Origin of the sequence: sulfur-oxidizing endosymbiont of Gigantopelta aegis, from assembly GCF_016097415.1 — a bacterium.
GTDB lineage: Bacteria > Pseudomonadota > Gammaproteobacteria > GRL18 > GRL18 > GRL18.
The window spans coordinates 2,500,430-2,515,364 of record NZ_JAEHGE010000001.1; the positions used below are offsets into that span (position 1 = coordinate 2,500,430).

Below are 14,935 nucleotides of genomic sequence, written 5' to 3' on the forward strand. Positions count from 1 at the left end.
AGAAATAAAAGCACAGACCATTGTCTTGAAAAAGCCTCCAGAAGCTTTAACACAATGGTATAAACCGGCTAATAAACGTCAGGTTTGGCTACACACTATGTTTCGCTTACGCCGTGAAGTTTTGGCGATGAAAGACTATGCTGCAAAAGGGCAACAGCCAGAGTTAGAAAAATGGTCGCAGAAATTTGCCAAAGATTATCGCAGCATCGCAGAAATGGTACCGCAATGGGAAGAGTATTTATATGTTGATAAATTGACTCAATTGCAAACACTTGTCAAGCAACAAGATTATGCTGCTATTCCAGCACAACTCAAAAAAATCAGTAAAAGCTGTATGCATTGTCATGATGACTTTCAAACCGTCAGTACATTGCTTTATCGTACGCCTGATTTTAGTACTCAAACTATCCCGCAAGGTCATGATGAAGTGGCTTTGGATTATGATGAAATGATGGAGCACCTATCGGATTCCGTGAATCGCATCAATATTGCCATTAAAGATGGTTATTATACCGATGCCCATCAGGCTATTGCCCCTCTGGACAAACAATTGCAAGCACTGGCAAGTCATTGCAGTTCGTGTCATAAGCAAGATAAACAGCCTATTGAACGTATTATGTCAGCATCACGCGATCTTTTGGCGGAGTTAGCGGCACAATTACAACATCAAGATAAAAAAGCCGGTAGAAAACTGGGGGAGTTTGCAGTGAAAGTCTGTGCCCGTTGTCATGCAGTGCATCGATTAACTGCGGATTTAAAAAGTATTGCTGAATGAATCAATATTAACTTGAATCATGTGACGTGCAATCCCATATTAGTGAGTTATAAAGACAACATTTTTGTAAAAGAGCAGGTAAAGCATTGAGTAAACCAACCATTTTGACACCTCAAGCAGAGAAAGCACCTTCAGAAGAAACATTGGTGTATACCATCGGTGAAAATCTATACATCAATCTAACTGATCGTTGTACGCTGGCCTGTGAATTTTGCCCTAAAATTCAGGGCAGTATGGATGTCCATGAATACAATCTACTCCTATCGCATCGTCATCAGGTCGATGAGTATATCGAAAAAATCGGTGATCCCAGTCAATATGAAGAAATTGTATTTTGTGGCTTTGGTGAACCCACCCTGAGACTCAAAGCCTTGTTGGAAGTCGCCACCTATTGTAAACAAGCTGGGGCTAGGGTGCGTGTTAATACCGATGGTCTGGGTAATCTGGTGAATAAACGCAATATTCTGCCCGATATGGCAAAATGCGTTGATGCACTTTCAGTGTCGATGAATGCACAAAATGAAGAAGTTTATGATCGACACTGCGTCCCCGCATTGAAAGGCTCTTTCGATAGTATGCTTGATTTCTTACGCTTAGCACCTGATTTCATACCTGATACTACCGCTACTGCGATTGATGGTCTGGAAGGTGTTGATGTTGAAGCCTGTGAAGCAAAAGCACATGAATTGGGCATTAAATTTAGACGTCGAGTATTAGATATTGTTGGTTAGATAGAAATTGCAAAAAACTTCATTTTTTTAATTGCATTTTTCTAAAACTCAGGTAGAATACGCACCACTTAACAGTTGTGGGTGATTAGCTCAGCTGGTTAGAGCATCGCCCTTACAAGGCGGGGGTCATAAGTTCGAATCTTATATCACCCACCATTTTACAGTTTAAAAACAGTATCTTAGGGATTATTGAATCGTTTAGTAGATTCTAATAATCAGGCAAGCACACTATCAGCACATTGTTGTGAGTTTGTAAGTCTTAATTAAGGACTGCACATCATTAATAATCAGAAAGCTACCATCAGATCATTATCCGCTCAAAGGATATCAAGCCTTTCTACAAGACTTTCCGCATTAAACAAGAAGCTAAAGATAATTTTTTATCTGTAGCAATATTTGTTTATAAGCCTTATCTTTACCGCCCACTTCAAAAATAGACTGATCATCGACAAATAAACTCTCCCATAATGGTGCCAAGATCGGGTTTGTGGCATAATTTTTAACATAAGAAGGTGAGTGAAGGTAAGTATTTTTTATTATTTTATGTTAACAAACCAGATGCGTGGTCGTGCTATTCGAATTAATCCCCAGGATAATAACAAAATAAGTTCGATATGGCGCTTAACCGCCATCAATGCCAAATCATATGCGGGTTGGAGTGACTTTTATAACTTAAGAAAGCGCTTTGATACCTTTGTTGGTCTGTCTGAAAAAGCGCTAAGCATTGAAAGTGGTTTTGAGCGAATGAATGCAACCGCCATTGAAGTGAAAAACAATATTCTGAGTGAAACCGCACCAATCACGGCCAATAACCGGCAGATGCAAGGTCGCTATAAAAAATTGCACTGCTTTATTTACCCATTGATGGTGCTTTAAAACAAATCGGCAAGGCATTGGCAGAAGCACTTTGCCAAGCGGGTTTTATAGAAACGTTGATTCGACATATGAAGGTAAATGTCATCAAAGATTATGAAGGACATTTTTATCTTTCTTTATCAGGCTGCACATTCTATGAATCCTCGTTGTTTGCCGATTGTCTGGCAGAAATTCTAGCACCGATTGAAAATCCCCGGTATTTAGTCTTACGTGAAGGCAATTTTTTAAGGACACAAAGAGATGATTATCATTCGGTGCCGATAAAATTTGCAGTAAAAAAAGAAACTGCCATGATTTTTTATAAATCATGGTGTAAAAATGTTAGTCTTTCAGAGCTTGTTTATACGCGAACCGCTGATGGACGAAAAAGACTACTCAAGGCAAAGATGAAAGCGTTTTCATCGACATTTAAAGGTGAAATTAAACGACAGGATAGGTGGCAATAAAAAAACTATCCGTTTCTTGTTTTTTAATAATTTTAAATATTCAGCTTTCATTCATTTAGTGCTCTGTAAACTGTTTATGAAAGGTCGAAATGATGGAGTTAGGGCGTGAGAAATGTATCTATTAAAATAATTTCTTGCTATTCTTAATATTTAGATGACGATTAAAACGGTTATTTTTAGGGAGAAGGTTCATGAAACAGTTAGAAAATAAATCATTGACAATTAGTATGTTGTTTACGCTTTTGTTGTTTAGTACTTTGCTGCAAGCTGCCCCTCAGAGTTATCCACTGGTTTGTAGAGGTGGAGGGGATAACCAAACAACTATCTATAATACCCAGAACGGTACGATGGTGTTTTATAAATTTAAGAGAAGTGCGAGAGGTGCATCATCCGGTGTGGGTAAAGGGGAATGTGCATGGCTTGATCGGGGGATTTCAAGTGACGAACCGGGCGTGATATCCATGACATTCAAAAAAGCGCATTCAAAAGTATCCATCAGCCAAAAAAACGGCAAGCTTTCTGCGTATAAAGTGCTTACCTGGGGTGATCGGGAAAGTTATACAAAATTGAATAAATTAATGAGTGATATTAAAAACGGCAGAGAATTTCAAGTTCATGCTTATTCATATAAACCCCCTAGAGGAGGTAGGAAGCTGATCATGACAAAGTTCGGACCATAACACGATTGTTTTTAAATAGGTAGAATAGTAAAGCAGTACAAATGATAATTTTAGTTTACATTTTTGTGTTAATTTGAAATAATGTAAATTATTATTATCATTTAAGGCTGTTTTCGTGGAAACAATAACGGTATTAATCAATCAGCAAGCAATTGGCGAACTCTTCTATGAAAAGAAAGGTCATCAATATGGCTTTAACTATACTAAAGACATATCACCTGTTTCTTTGATTATGCCTTTTAAAAAATCAACTTACCTCTGGCAAAACAAATTACATCCAATTTTTGACATGAATATGCCCGAAGGCTATTTATTTGAGATTTTTAAAAATTTTCTTAGCAAAGAACATGGATATATTGATGATTTTTTAATCTTTTCTTATCTCAGTCCTAATATTCAAGGACGTATTCACTATCGTTGTAAAAAAAATGACAGTCAAGCCACTCATTTTGATCTGGATGAAGTGCTTCGTCATGATAATAAAGATACTTTTACCAAGATTCTAAATTGCTTTCTGAATAAAAATGCAATTTCTGGTGTGCAACCAAAGACACTTGCATTACTAGAAGATAAAGCCAGCCTTGTAACAAAAGAATACATTATAAAAACTTGGGGTAACGAATATCCACAATTAGCTCTGAATGAATATTTTTGTTTAAAGGCCGTGCAAAAAACGGGTGTAAAAATACCTCATATCAAATTGTCAAATAATAATAATTTTTTGCTAGTAGAGCGTTTTAATTATAATAAACAGCTCAAAGAATATATGGGCTTTGAAGAAGTTCTGGTTTTGCAAGGAAAAAACAAAGATGAAAAATACAGTGGTAGTTATGAGTCAGTAGCCAAGCTTGTTTATGCTGTTAGTACGGATAAACAAGCCTGCATGGTGAGTCTGTATAAAATTATAGTGATGAATTATTTGCTTAAAAATGGTGATGCTCATCTAAAAAACTTTGCCATTATATATGATCAAGATATTGCCCATATTCGTCTCTCTCCAGCCTATGATATTGTTAATACTAGTGTCTATATTTACAACGATCGTCCGGCTTTAACCTTGTTTGGTAAAAAAATATGGTTTAATGTGGCTATACTTAACCGGACACACAACTTAAAATAACTAAAAGATAAAAAGTGTGACCTAAAATGAATGATCAAACAAAAAAACCGAATAAAAGCTATACATCAGAATTTAAAGAATCAGCTGTCAAATTAGCTAATGAGACGGATCAACCCGTTTCTCAGACTGCCAGGGAGCTAGGTGTTAATGTAAATACTCTACATACCTGGATCAGTAAATATTCCAAACCGGTGAAGACGGTAGCCAATAGAAGTGATGAACACATTTATGATGAAGTAAAACGTCTGAAAAAAGAATTGGCAAAAGTGATTCAGGAGCGTGATTTATTAAAAAAGGCCACAGCGTACTTTATAGTGGACCCCGAAAACTGGACAATAGGTTAAGATATAAGAGCTAACCTAACGGGGAACAAAAAATGAGCACAAAAGAAAAACATTCAACAACAAATTTAAAGCAAAAGTAGCCATTGAGGCTTTGAAAGGTCAAAAACAGTCGCAGAAATTGCGTCAGAATTTGAAGTGCACACCACCCAGGTCAATAGCTGGAAAAAGCAGATGCTTGATGGTGCAGCCGATACTTTTCAAAAAATTAGAGAATAAAGATGCTGAACATGAAAGGAAAAAGAACACCTGTACAGCCAAATAGGTCAACTAAAAGTAGAGGCTGACTGGCTGTCAAAAAGTTGAAGATGTTCAACTGAGTAGAGCAGAAAAGCGGTGTTGCATAGAAAAAGAGCACCCTCAGTTGAGCATCAAAAACAATGTGAGCTTATCGGCCTGAACCGTTCAAGCTATTACTATCAACCTAAAAAGCCTCTGCAAAATAAAGATTTAACATTAATGAATTTGATTGATGAGTTGTACATAAAACATCCATTCTATGGCAGTCGTCAAATTCGTAATGCATTAAGATTGAAATGTTATAAAATTAATCGTAAAAAGTTCAACGGCTTATGCGGATCATGGGATTGGTTTCAGTGGCACCAAAACCCAATACCAGCAAGCCTTGCAAAGTAAATAACCTCTATCCATATTTGCTCAAAGGAATTGATATTAATAGGAATAACCAGGTTTGGTGCACAGATATCACGTATTTACGGATGCCACATGGATTTGTCTACCTAAGTGCTGTTATGGACTGGAGTAGCCGTTTTGTGCTGTCCTGGGAAGTGTCAACCAGCATGGAAGAAAGCTTTTGTATCAGTAGTCTGGAAACAGCACTGCGACGATATGGAAAGCCAGAAATCTTCAATACGGATCAAGGTGCTCAATATACTAGCAGAGCATTTACAGGTGTTCTAAAGGCCAATGATATAAAAATCAGCATGGACGGCAAAGGCAGAGCAATGGATAACATTATGATTGAACGACTCTGGCGAAGTGTAAAATATGAGGAAATTTACCTCAAGGATTACCAAAGTATTGATGAGCTAAAGAGCTCATTAAAGGAATATTTTGAGTTTTACAACCATGAACGACCACACAGTACACACGGTGGAAAAACGCCTGCAGAGATCTATGGCGTGATGAAAGAAGTTGTTCCAGACTTAAAACGGGCAGCATGATGAGAGGATAATCAACTTTACTGGCAACCGCCTTGTCCACATATCCAAGGCCAAGCCAGTAGCCCTGAGATATATCGCAAGCGTCTCTGGACTACTGGCAGACCTGTGGATATGTGGATAAGACTAATACTATAAATAACCAACAGAATTATATCTTAATATTTGAGAAAGCTGTCTTGACAATGGGGTCCACTGTACTTTGCAAGGGAAACTTTGTGAAGTACGCATGGATAACTGATCAGGCTAAAGATTACCCGGTAACGATTCTGTGCCGTTTTATGGATGTTTCCGTAGTTGCTATTATGATTGGGTTAGCTCTCCTAAAACGGATAGAGAGAAAGAAAATGAAGCGCTTACTGAGCAGCTAAAAAACTGTTTGAAGACAGTCGCAAGACTTATGGAACCCGTCGTCTTAAAAGAAAACTGGCTGAAAAAGGCGTTCATATAAGCCGCCGGAGAATTGGTCGATTAATGAAAAAGCCGGTTTGTTTTGTAAAACGAAGAGACGCTTTAAAGCGACGACTAATTCCAAGCATAATAAGCGTATATCTCCAAATTTACTGGAAAGAGAGTTTACTGTCTCTCAACCTGATCGCTACTATGTGGGTGATATTACCTATATTGCCACCAAGGAAGGCTGGTTATATTTAGCGGTTGTCATTGACTTATTCTCTAGGCAAATTGTTGGCTGGTCGATGGATGAGCGAATGAAAGCCAAGCTAGTCAATGATGCTTTACTGATGGCCATATGGAAGCGTAAACCAATGGATGGATTGCTTTGGCATACTGACCGAGGTAGCCAATATGCCTCTGATAGTCATAGAAAAATATTGTCGGATCATAACATAATTCAGTCTATGAGCCGCAAAGGAAATTGCTGGGACAATGCTGTATCAGAGAGCTTCTTTCATAGTTTGAAAACTGAATTGACGCACCATTGTCGATTCAAAACCAGAGTAGAAGCAAAGCAGGCAATATTTGAATATATTGAGGTATTTTATAATCGGGAGCGACTTCATTCGGCTAATGATTATTTGTCACCAGTCGATTATGAAATACAGCAGGAAATAGCTTAAATCGATTGATTGAAGAGGGGTAAAGGCGACATAAATGCCGCCCATTACCGTTGACGGCCATCGGCTCCTCAGCCTGTGCCGTGAAGATATTGTAACAGGATCATTACCGTTGTGAAAATACCTTGGGTGAATGGAACGGCTCTATCGTTCCAGAGGGCAAAGCCCTTTCTCTTCATCTGTTTAAAGTTAACATGAGAAACTAAAATGATAGGAAATACAAAATGACAAAAATCACTTGAAACAGCCAAAAAAATATTTAGAAAACTGTCCGGAAAAGTGTTGACACATCAGTTTGCCCAAAAGGATCTAATAAAATTTGGCATTAATCATTGTTTTTTGTCAAAAAAGGATGCCAGCCAATGCTATGAACAATGTATAGAGGCACTTAAAAGTAGTGTAGAAGAACTTAAGCTGTATATAAAAAAAGATGAGAATTTTGCGAGCGTGGGGGGAAGAATGGTTGATAGTTGGAGCTATTCACTTAAACAAGTCAAACATAAGGAGCTTCCGGTTGAAATTATACGAAATTGGCAAACAGATACAAATGCTTAGGAAAGACCAGCAACTCACGCAATTAGAATTGTCAAAAAAAGCCGGTATCAGTCGTGTGACTCTAGGCAAACTTGAGCGTGGTGAAGTTGTCTCTGTTTCCATAAAAACCTTAGATTTTATTCTGAATGCACTGTCTTATGAAATAGATATAAAACCTATGGAGAGTTATGGACTGCCGAGTTTAAAAAATGGTTAAGCAAGGCTCTGGTCTTAGAGGTGGTTCATTGTGATTTCTTTAAGAAACCAACAATAGCAAGCAGTACAACCGCACCGGCTGTTGAAGTAATAATTGCACCGATTAGACCGCCAGCCATTGAAAGGCCAATCAGGGTGAATAAATAGCTACCAACAAAGGCGCCGACAATACCCACCACGGCATTCATAAGAAAGCCCATGCCCTTACCTTTTAAAATCAGTCCTGCCAACCAGCCTGCCACCGCACCAATGAGTACAGTCATAATTAAGCCATACGCTTCCATATAAATCTCCAACATCAACAATTTTATTTATATTTTTAATAGTATCACACGACTGGTGACTTTATAAATCACTATTAACTTGTATTTATTCAAATTAATTTTAATGATTTCTTGACATAATCAAAATGATTATGTACATTTAAGTCATCAAATTGATGATGACTTAAATATTTTGTTTGTTAGACTTATATGAGCCTGATTCAGTTGCTTAAAACGGTATTTTTCTGCTAACAGCAATAGGAACTTTATTATGTCAATTTTAAACAGCGTCGAAAGTAGTTTTATACAACAGCATGTTATTTTATCAGGAATCACTAAAAAGTTGGGTTTGAGTATGACGCTAGGTGAATCAGGTTGGGTTGTGAGCGATCCTTTGCAACGCAGTTTGATCATGAATTCACGTCAGGTACCGAGTGAAATGGGCGCATTAGAAGAAAAGCTGAGACGAGTATTTTTTAATTCGTAACAAATCATGGCTACCCAGAAAACGAAAGGGCTATAGCTTAATAGAAAAGCTTAATACAAATAGCCTAATAAAAGTTGCTAGAAACTGCTATTATCGGATCAGTGATTACTTTCGATAATAAGGAGATTTAAATTGAAAAATCATAACAAGCTGACCATCGCCATCTCTTCAAGAGCTTTGTTTGATCTGGAAGAAGGGCATAAGGTGTTCACTGAGCAAGGGGTTGAGGCCTATTGTCGGTATCAGATTGAACATGAAAATGATCTGCTTGAGCCGGGTGTTGCCTTTTCATTAGTAAAAAAACTATTGGCTTTAAATGGGGTTGCTTCTAGTGATAGTCATTTAGCCGGTAGTCAGGCTGATCAAGATAAAAAAGTCGAAGTCATCTTGCTGTCAAAAAACAGTGCAGATACTGGCTTGAGAATTTTTAACTCCATCGTCAAACATGATTTAGATATTTGCCGTGCGGCTTTTTCCAGTGGTGAGTCTCCCTATCGCTATATTGAGCCCTTTGGTGCAGATTTGTTTTTATCGGCTGAAGCCAATGATGTGCGTGAAGCTTTAGACATGGGCTTTGCAGCGGCGGCCATCTTGCCCTCAGCGAGTCGCAGTAATGATAAGGGACAATTACGCATTGCCTTTGATGGGGATGCGGTGATTTTCTCTGATGATGCAGAGCGTATTTATAAGCAAAAAGGCCTAGCAGCTTTTGATGAATCAGAGCGTGTGGCAGCAAATGATCCCTTGCCCGGAGGCCCGTTTAAAGAATTTCTTAAATTATTACATCAATTACAAAGTAACGATACCAGTGCTGAATCGCCCATTCGAACTGCCTTGGTTACAGCTCGTGGTGCACCCGCCCATGAACGAGTGATACGCACCTTACGTGCCTGGGATATCCGTATTGATGAGGCTATTTTTCTCGGTGGTAAATCCAAGGGAGAGTTTCTTAAGGCCTTTGGTGCCGACATCTTTTTTGATGATCAAATGGGACATTGTGAATCAGCCGCAGAACATGTGCCATCAGCACAGGTTTTGCATGGTGTAGCGAATCAGAAATAAATAATATATGTCAGATAAGATAATGAAAAGTACCTTCTTAGCCTGGGTTTTCAGAATGCCCCTAATCAAACGCTGGTCATTGATGTTTTGTCATCAGCCGGAAAATATTGCCGAGCATTCGCATCAGGTGGCTGTGGTGGCTCACCTATTGACTTTGATCTACAATAAAAATAATCCGACTCAAGTGCTCAGTGCAGAAAGGGCAGCCACCATTGCCTTGTATCACGATCAAATTGAGATCTATACCGGCGATACAGTGACACCGATAAAATATCATAATCCTGAACTGACAATGGAATTTAAAAAGTTAGAATCAACGGCAGAAAATCTGTGTCTGCAAACGCTACCCGAAGCGTTAAGAGAAGACTTTAAAGGCTTATTGTTATCTGAACAAATTGACCCTGAATATGCCCGACTAGTCAAAGCGGCTGATGTCATTTGTGCCTATATAAAAACACTGAATGAGTTAAAACAGCATAATTATGAATTTGAACATGTGAAAGACAATCTCGAAATAAAAATCCATACCCTGAAAGAATATCCAGAAGTCGCCTATTTTATGGATACATTTATAGACTCCTGCATGACATCCTTAGATAAATTAAGCACCACAACCCATATTAAGCAATAGGAGAAACATGAAGCTACTACATACCTCAGACTGGCATCTGGGACGTTCTCTCTATGGTCGTAAGCGTTATGATGAGTTTGGTGAATTTCTTAATTGGCTCAGTCAAACCATTATCACTGAAAAAATTGATGTATTGTTGGTGGCCGGTGATATTTTTGACACCAGTACACCCAGCAATAAAGCGCAAGAACTGTATTATCAATTTCTCTGTAAAATCGCCAACTCATGTTGTCGTCATGTGGTGATTATTGGTGGTAATCATGACTCACCGACTTTTTTAAATGCCCCTAAAGACTTACTCCGTGTTTTGAATGTGCATGTGGTGGGCGCGATGACTGAACAGCCAGAAGATGAAGTGATCACCCTTTGTAATAAAGATGATCATCCCGAAGTGATTATTTGTGCTGTTCCGTATCTAAGAGATAAAGATATTCGCAATGTCGAAGCAGGGGAGAGCATAGAGGATAAAAACAATAAACTCATTCATGGCTTAAAAGATCATTATGCCCAAGTCTGTCAAATCGCACAAACTCAACGAGATGACTTATCTAAAACAAAGCCTATTCCTATTATTGCCATGGGACACCTTTTTACCGCTGGTGGTAAAACTCTTGATGGTGATGGTGTCAGAGAACTCTATGTTGGCTCGCTTGCCCATGTTGATGAATCAATTTTTCCTAAGAGCATTGATTACGTTGCCCTTGGTCATTTGCATGTACCGCAATGTGTTGGTAAAAAAAATCACATTCGCTATTCAGGCTCACCTATTCCGATGGGCTTTGGTGAAGCCAGACAAGAGAAAAAAGTTATTATTGTAGATTTTGAAGATACGCTTAATAAAGACAATATCCAGATCAATGAAATGTCCATTCCTTGTTTTCAAGCATTGGAAAAAATTGCCGGTTCACAAGATAAAATTTATGCGCGACTAGCGCAATTAAAACAAGCAGATAGTTCAGCCTGGTTAGAGATAGAATACACAGGCAAGGAAGTAATCAGCAATTTTCGTGAAACATTGGATGAATTACTACTGGATACAGACATAGAAATACGACGAATAAAAAATAAGCGTATGACTGATAGCGTGATCAATGCCATTTATCCTGATGAAACTCTGGATGACCTTGATGTTAACGATGTGTTTCAGCGTTGTCTGGAACGCTTTGATGTCCCTGAAGAAGAACGGGATATAATTACTCAAGCCTACTTGGAAATCATAAAGTCTTTAAATGAAGACGATGTGAATGCAGAATGAAAATACTTAAACTACGATTCAAAAACCTCAACTCGCTCTATGGCGAATGGCAAATTGACTTTACTGTACCTGATTATACAAGCAATGGTATCTTTGCTCTCACGGGTCCTACGGGAGCAGGTAAATCGACGGTATTAGATGCCATCTGTCTGGCACTGTATGGTGCTACGCCACGATTGGGTAAAATCACCAAAAATAATAATGAAATCATGTCACGCCAGACCGGTGAATGTTATGCAGAAGTCACCTTTGAATCACAGGCAGGGACTTATGTCTGTCACTGGAGTCAGCATCGGGCCAGAAAAAAAGCGCAGGGAAAGTTAGCAGATGCTAAACATGAAATTTCAGATGCAGTAAGTGGTGAGCTATTAGAAGCAAAAAAGAAACTCGTTGCTGAAACCATAGAAAACAAAACGGGCATGGACTTTGATCGTTTTACCCGTTCAATTTTGTTGGCGCAGGGGGGCTTTGACACCTTTTTAAAAGCTGATGTGGAACAAAAATCAAAAATACTGGAACAGATTACGGGCACAGAAATTTATACTCATATTTCCCGTAAAGTCCATGAACGACAAAAAGAACAACGCGAACAATTAGCGCTCTTACAGGCAAAAACGGCGGGTATTATCGTGCTGGATGATGAGCAAGAGGCTGAACTCAGTATGGCCAATGCTGAGAGTAAAAAAAGAGCACAATACGTTCAGGAAAAAGTCTCAACATCAAATAAGGCCATTGTCTGGATAAATGGCATTAGTGCTTTAAAAAATGAACTCAATGAATTAGAGCAGGAGAACAAACAACTCGCTATTGACTTAGAGGCTTTCAAAGCAGCAAGACTTCGTTTGCAATGGGCGGGAAAAGCCGCCAAATTTGATGGTGAATATGCCACATTATCGGCAAGCCGTAAACAACAGGTATTGGATAAAGAAAGCTATCAACAGGCACAATTAAAACTACCTGAATTTCAACTAGGCGTCAAAAATCAAGAGGTTGTTTATGACGCTTCCAGCCAGACAATAGTGACGCTAAAAAAACAATACAAAGAACTTCTGCCATTGTTGCAACAAGTGCGAACAATGGATCAACAAATACGGGATAAGAACAATAATATTGCTCAAAAAGAGGACGACTACCAGATTTCGGCTAAGAAAATTAACTTAGAAAAAGCCACCTTAGAGGCTATTGAAGAAAAATTAAAGAAACAAAATCAAGCATTGGGTTTAATTGATGACTATTTAAATGCACATGCTAGTGATGAAATATTAGTGACACAATTTTCAGCGATAGAAGTACAATTAAAACAATTAATGGCAGTACAAAAGAGCAAGAAAAGTCAGCAAACCATCTTGAACGCTAAACAACAAGATGCGATACAAGCAGAAAAAGTCCTACAACAGCAGCAGGATTTATTGCTGAGTGCCACTCAGGAATATGACAATGTGCAGCAACAACTCGCAACGAAAAAAAACGATCTGGAAGCACTATTAGAAGGTCGTTTGTTACGTGAGTATCATCAACAAAAAGAAGCACTGTTTCGTGAACAAATTCTCTTAAATAAGATTGCTGATTTGGAGTCAGAACGTCATAAACTTGAAGATGGTACGATGTGTCCTTTATGTGGTTCTTTGGAGCATCCTTTTGCGGATGGTAATATTCCACAGCCTGATGCAATAGAACAGGCAATAGCATCGATCACGCAACGATTAAAGGATGCTGAAAAACTTGAAACTGCTATTAAGCATTATGAAGTAATAGAAAAACAATTGATTGAACAGCTTAATCAGTTGGATAAGAAAAAAATAGCTGCCCGTAATGATAAGGACAATGCGAGCAATGCTGTTGAAAATGCACAAAAAGAATTAGCCAGTCTTACTTTGCAATTTAATGAACTCAGTCAAAGCAGTTTGCAACAAGTAAAACCATTTTCTATCACATCCTTAGAAGAAGTAAGTATCAGTGAGCTATTAAATGATTTAAGCCAGCGATTAGAACGATGGAATAAACAACAGCAAAAGAAAGATAATGCTCAGCAGCAATGTGATACATTGCATGATCAATTAAAACAACTCAAAACGCACTATGAAGCTCAATCTCAGGTGCAAGCGGATAAACAAGCTGAGTTAAAGGCCTTAGGCGATGATTGTCAGCAACAGGTTTTACAACGTCAGGAATTATTTGCCAATAAACAGCCTGATGTGGAACAAGAACAGCTTGAAAAGCAATTGCACAAAGCAGAACAGCAAGAAAATGAACAACGCAGTAAGCTGGAACAAGACAAACAACTATTAAGCACGGCTCAAACACGTCTTAGCACTTTATTAAAACAAATTGAAGTACGAGAAACAGAGCTCAGTCAACTTGAGAATAATTTTAAACAGGCATTAATACAGGCTGATTTTAGTAATGAAACACACTTTTTAGACAGACGATTATCCACACAAGCGCGCGATGACTTAGCCAATAAGGCTAAAACGTTGGATGAAAAACACATCAATCTTCAGGCGAGACAGAAGGATCGTCAAACACGCTTGCATGATGAGCAGGCGAAAAAAATTACTGAGCAGTCACTTGAAAGTTTACAAATTGAATATGATGATCTTACGCTTGAATTAAAACAACTCAATACGGACATAACAACCATAGATAACCAGTTAAATAATAATCAACAGGCTAAAGCAGCGATAAAAGATCAGCAGGAAAAAATAAACCAGCAACAACAAGAATGTCATCGCTGGGATAAACTGCATGGACTGATTGGCTCGGCAGATGGAAAAAAATTCCGTAATTTTGCTCAAGGGCTGACCTTTGAACTCATGGTATCACATGCTAATCGTCAATTAGAGAAAATGACTGATCGCTATTTATTAATTCGTGATGAAGAACAAGCACTGGAACTCAATGTAATTGATAATTATCAGGCAGGTGAAATCCGTTCAAGCAGAAATCTTTCCGGTGGTGAAAGTTTCATTGTTAGTTTAAGTCTTGCCCTGGGCTTATCTAAAATGGCCAGCCACAAAGTGAGAGTTGACTCCTTGTTTCTTGATGAAGGCTTTGGCACACTGGATGAAGATGCTTTAGATACCGCTTTGGAAACTTTATCGAGCCTGCAACAGGATGGTAAGTTAATCGGTATAATTTCTCATGTGGCCGCTTTGAAAGAGCGTATTAGCACGCAGATCAGCGTAGTGCCGTTGTCATCGGGCAAGAGTGTTATTAAAGGCCCTGGGTGTATCATGCTGTGATTAATATTACGCTATAATA

14 protein-coding genes, 1 tRNA gene and 3 pseudogenes are annotated in these 14,935 nt (G+C 38.4%); 17 read left to right on the forward strand and 1 reads right to left on the reverse strand.

What is annotated here, in order from left to right; translation table 11 throughout:
- The first annotated feature begins 25 nt into the window (after nucleotides 1–25).
- The 12 genes and pseudogenes from JEU79_RS12575 (at nucleotide 26) to JEU79_RS12635 (ending at nucleotide 7,977) form a co-directional block, all read left to right on the forward strand.
- The gene (locus JEU79_RS12575) at nucleotides 26–775 is read left to right on the forward strand and encodes a cytochrome c (protein WP_198264394.1); all 750 of its coding nucleotides are present in this window, start codon (nucleotides 26–28) and stop codon (nucleotides 773–775) included.
- Nucleotides 776–861: 86 nt separating this feature from the next.
- Nucleotides 862–1,506: a TatD family nuclease-associated radical SAM protein gene (locus JEU79_RS12580; RefSeq protein ID WP_246540255.1), complete on the forward strand. Its 645-nt coding sequence runs from the start codon at nucleotides 862–864 to the stop codon at nucleotides 1,504–1,506.
- A 79-nt stretch (nucleotides 1,507–1,585) separates the two neighbouring features.
- A tRNA-Val gene (locus JEU79_RS12585) sits at nucleotides 1,586–1,662 on the forward strand.
- 387 nt (nucleotides 1,663–2,049) lie between these two features.
- Complete coding sequence (locus JEU79_RS26475) at nucleotides 2,050–2,382, forward strand: hypothetical protein (RefSeq protein ID WP_246540258.1); 333 nt, start codon at nucleotides 2,050–2,052, stop codon at nucleotides 2,380–2,382.
- Nucleotides 2,383–2,399: 17 nt separating this feature from the next.
- Nucleotides 2,400–2,828 (forward strand): hypothetical protein, encoded by a 429-nt coding sequence (locus tag JEU79_RS26480; protein ID WP_246540260.1) that lies wholly within the window; start codon nucleotides 2,400–2,402, stop codon nucleotides 2,826–2,828.
- A 191-nt stretch (nucleotides 2,829–3,019) separates the two neighbouring features.
- Nucleotides 3,020–3,508, forward strand: coding sequence for a hypothetical protein (locus JEU79_RS12595; RefSeq protein WP_198264395.1), 489 nt, complete (start codon nucleotides 3,020–3,022; stop codon nucleotides 3,506–3,508).
- Nucleotides 3,509–3,623: 115 nt separating this feature from the next.
- The gene (locus JEU79_RS12600) at nucleotides 3,624–4,628 is read left to right on the forward strand and encodes a type II toxin-antitoxin system HipA family toxin (protein WP_198264396.1); all 1,005 of its coding nucleotides are present in this window, start codon (nucleotides 3,624–3,626) and stop codon (nucleotides 4,626–4,628) included.
- 26 nt (nucleotides 4,629–4,654) lie between these two features.
- Nucleotides 4,655–4,927: pseudogene (locus JEU79_RS12605) on the forward strand (transposase); the annotation flags it as partial.
- A gap of 127 nt (nucleotides 4,928–5,054) precedes the next feature.
- A pseudogene (locus JEU79_RS12610) lies at nucleotides 5,055–6,153 on the forward strand (IS3 family transposase).
- 164 nt (nucleotides 6,154–6,317) lie between these two features.
- Nucleotides 6,318–7,229, forward strand: a pseudogene (locus JEU79_RS28600) (IS3 family transposase); the annotation flags it as partial.
- A 276-nt stretch (nucleotides 7,230–7,505) separates the two neighbouring features.
- Complete coding sequence (locus tag JEU79_RS12630) at nucleotides 7,506–7,781, forward strand: hypothetical protein (RefSeq protein WP_198266127.1); 276 nt, start codon at nucleotides 7,506–7,508, stop codon at nucleotides 7,779–7,781.
- The gene (locus JEU79_RS12635) at nucleotides 7,774–7,977 is read left to right on the forward strand and encodes a helix-turn-helix domain-containing protein (RefSeq protein WP_246540262.1); all 204 of its coding nucleotides are present in this window, start codon (nucleotides 7,774–7,776) and stop codon (nucleotides 7,975–7,977) included. Before JEU79_RS12630 ends, JEU79_RS12635 begins: the two co-directional genes overlap by 8 nt.
- A 25-nt stretch (nucleotides 7,978–8,002) precedes the next feature.
- Here the strand turns inward: JEU79_RS12635 and JEU79_RS12640 are convergent, their stop codons facing one another.
- Nucleotides 8,003–8,239, reverse strand: coding sequence for a GlsB/YeaQ/YmgE family stress response membrane protein (locus JEU79_RS12640; protein ID WP_343074964.1), 237 nt, complete (start codon nucleotides 8,237–8,239; stop codon nucleotides 8,003–8,005).
- A gap of 271 nt (nucleotides 8,240–8,510) precedes the next feature.
- Between JEU79_RS12640 and JEU79_RS12645 the strand changes: the two genes are divergently transcribed.
- From JEU79_RS12645 to JEU79_RS12665, 5 genes are all read left to right on the forward strand, one after another.
- The gene (locus JEU79_RS12645) at nucleotides 8,511–8,726 is read left to right on the forward strand and encodes a hypothetical protein (RefSeq protein WP_198264400.1); all 216 of its coding nucleotides are present in this window, start codon (nucleotides 8,511–8,513) and stop codon (nucleotides 8,724–8,726) included.
- A 132-nt stretch (nucleotides 8,727–8,858) separates the two neighbouring features.
- Nucleotides 8,859–9,788 carry a 5'-nucleotidase gene (locus JEU79_RS12650; protein WP_198264401.1) on the forward strand — a complete coding sequence of 310 codons (930 nt, stop codon included), beginning with the start codon at nucleotides 8,859–8,861 and terminating at the stop codon, nucleotides 9,786–9,788.
- Nucleotides 9,789–9,795: 7 nt separating this feature from the next.
- Entirely contained in the window at nucleotides 9,796–10,419 is a 624-nt protein-coding gene (yfbR, locus tag JEU79_RS12655; RefSeq protein ID WP_246540264.1) for a 5'-deoxynucleotidase, read from the forward strand.
- A 7-nt stretch (nucleotides 10,420–10,426) separates the two neighbouring features.
- Nucleotides 10,427–11,674, forward strand: coding sequence for an exonuclease SbcCD subunit D C-terminal domain-containing protein (locus tag JEU79_RS12660; protein ID WP_198264402.1), 1,248 nt, complete (start codon nucleotides 10,427–10,429; stop codon nucleotides 11,672–11,674).
- Nucleotides 11,671–14,916: an AAA family ATPase gene (locus JEU79_RS12665; protein ID WP_198264403.1), complete on the forward strand. Its 3,246-nt coding sequence runs from the start codon at nucleotides 11,671–11,673 to the stop codon at nucleotides 14,914–14,916. Before JEU79_RS12660 ends, JEU79_RS12665 begins: the two co-directional genes overlap by 4 nt.
- Nucleotides 14,917–14,935: the final 19 nt, after the last annotated feature.

Bases quoted from the DNA above. Each gene is read 5' to 3' on its own strand.
- JEU79_RS26475 (WP_246540258.1), top strand. From the start codon at position 2,050: ATGTTAACAAACCAGATGCGTGGTCGTGCTATTCGAATTAATCCCCAG.
- JEU79_RS12595 (WP_198264395.1), top strand. From the start codon at position 3,020: ATGAAACAGTTAGAAAATAAATCATTGACAATTAGTATGTTGTTTACG.
- JEU79_RS12635 (WP_246540262.1), top strand. From the start codon at position 7,774: ATGCTTAGGAAAGACCAGCAACTCACGCAATTAGAATTGTCAAAAAAA.
- JEU79_RS12640 (WP_343074964.1), bottom strand. From the start codon at position 8,239: ATGACTGTACTCATTGGTGCGGTGGCAGGCTGGTTGGCAGGACTGATT.
- JEU79_RS12645 (WP_198264400.1), top strand. From the start codon at position 8,511: ATGTCAATTTTAAACAGCGTCGAAAGTAGTTTTATACAACAGCATGTT.
- yfbR (WP_246540264.1), top strand. From the start codon at position 9,796: ATGTCAGATAAGATAATGAAAAGTACCTTCTTAGCCTGGGTTTTCAGA.
- JEU79_RS12660 (WP_198264402.1), top strand. From the start codon at position 10,427: ATGAAGCTACTACATACCTCAGACTGGCATCTGGGACGTTCTCTCTAT.
- JEU79_RS12665 (WP_198264403.1), top strand. From the start codon at position 11,671: ATGAAAATACTTAAACTACGATTCAAAAACCTCAACTCGCTCTATGGC.